Source organism: uncultured Aquincola sp. (assembly GCF_964001545.1).
Lineage (GTDB): Bacteria > Pseudomonadota > Gammaproteobacteria > Burkholderiales > Burkholderiaceae_C > Aquincola.
On record NZ_CAXFDV010000801.1, the window covers coordinates 1 to 1,607 of the forward strand.

Annotated in this window: 2 protein-coding genes; both read right to left on the reverse strand. The window is 67.4% G+C overall.

All coding sequences use genetic code 11. From position 1 onward, the window contains the following. Nucleotides 1-120 precede the first annotated feature (120 nt). A complete protein-coding gene (locus ABNT58_RS27765; protein WP_348756605.1) occupies nucleotides 121-726 on the reverse strand; it encodes a DUF4142 domain-containing protein in 606 nt (201 codons plus the stop codon). 86 nt (nucleotides 727-812) lie between these two features. After that, entirely contained in the window at nucleotides 813-1,403 is a 591-nt protein-coding gene (locus tag ABNT58_RS27770) for a hemerythrin domain-containing protein (RefSeq protein ID WP_348756606.1), read from the reverse strand. Nucleotides 1,404-1,607: the final 204 nt, after the last annotated feature.

Here is a 1,607-nt window from a genome sequence, read left to right on the forward strand (position 1 = left end):
GGGGCAGACCGGTGCACGCTCTACGTCACCGATTCCACCCACGGCCACGTGCTTCGCGCCACCTTGCCGCAGGGCGGGCTGCCCATCCATGGCGGGCCCGCCCCGCAGGGCTGAAGCGGCTTACTTGCTGGCGGACTTGCCGCCCTTCTTGTTGACCTGGGCGTCCAGCGCCTTGGCCATCTGCAAATGGTGCTCCAGCGCAGGCACGGTCTTGGCGGCCCAGGCCTTCACGTCGGGGTCCTTGGCGTCCTTGGCGGCCTTGCGGAACAGCTTGAGCGTGTCTTCATGGGCATCCACGCCCATGCTGGCCACGTAGCGCTGGTCGAACTTCTCGCCCTCAGCGGTGTCCAGCATCGCCTTGGCCTTGCCCTTTTGCACCAGCGAAGGCTCGGTCGGCAGTTCCACGCCCTTGGTCGAAGCCAGCTGCATCAGCTCCTGGCCCACCTTGGTGTGTTCGTCGATCATCTGCTGGGCGAACTTCTTCACCTCGGGGTTGCTGGCCTTCTGCAGCGCCATCTTGCTGGCCTCGACCTCGGCATGGCCGTTCTCGGCGGCCTGCTTCATGAAGTTGGCGTCGGTGCGCGGCATGGCCGGCATCTTCATGTCGCCCGAGGCGCGCGTGGCCGGGGCATTGGCCTGCTGCTGCTGTGCAAAGGCCAGCGGCGTGGCGGCGGTGGCCGCGGCGATGGCCAGGGTGATCAGGCTGCGGTGGAGGGTGCGTTGCATGGTCTTGCTCCTTCTTCAAAGATGGGCTCGCCGATGTGGCGGTACACCGCCTTCGGCAAACGGTGTTCCAGCGCCTGCCGGCAGGCCTACCAGCGGCTGGGGCGGCGCAGGGCCAGCCCCAGCAGCAGGCCGCCCACGAACACGCCCAGCGTGGTGGCGGCCAGCGCCGGCGGCAGGGTGCGCACCGACCCCAGCAGCAGGTCGCCGGCATGCGGCGCGGCCAGTTGCAGGCGGCGGCGCGTCATGCGGGCGCCCAGCACCGGCAGCTGTTCGGCCAGCAGCGATTCAGCGGCCGGCAGCAGCACGGTTTCTTCATCGGCCACGTGGTGGATCACGTCGCGCATCAGCTCCAGGAAGGCGCGGTCATAGCCGCGGTCTTCGGGCGCCATGCTGCGCAGCTCGGCGATCAGGCGCTTCATCTCGTCGTGCTCGGGGCGCGACTTGGTGAGGGTCGCATTGCCCGTGGCCACGGTTTCCAGCGCGGGGTAGAAGATCTCTTCTTCCAGCTGCGCATGGATCTCCAGCGCCAGGCAGATCGCATCGACGATGGACTTCTTGCGGCTGGGGTGGGCATCGACCCGATAGCGGTGCGACATGCTCAGCACATGCGAGTGGTCCAGCCGGATCATGGTGGTGATGCCGGGCGACAGCGAGCTGATGGCGCGGTCCGTGTTCATGCGGTCTCCTTGGCGTTGGCTTGGGGTTGACGAGAGAGAAACAACACCGGGGCAATCCGGGTGCCTTGCCTGCTGAGGCGTCCGCCACGGGAACGCCCCTTGCCGCTGAGGTGCTCAAGGCGCACACGGGTTGGCGCCACCCTTTTCAGGAGCATCCATGAGCACGCAGGACACCACCGACCGACACCTGAAGATCCAGCAGGA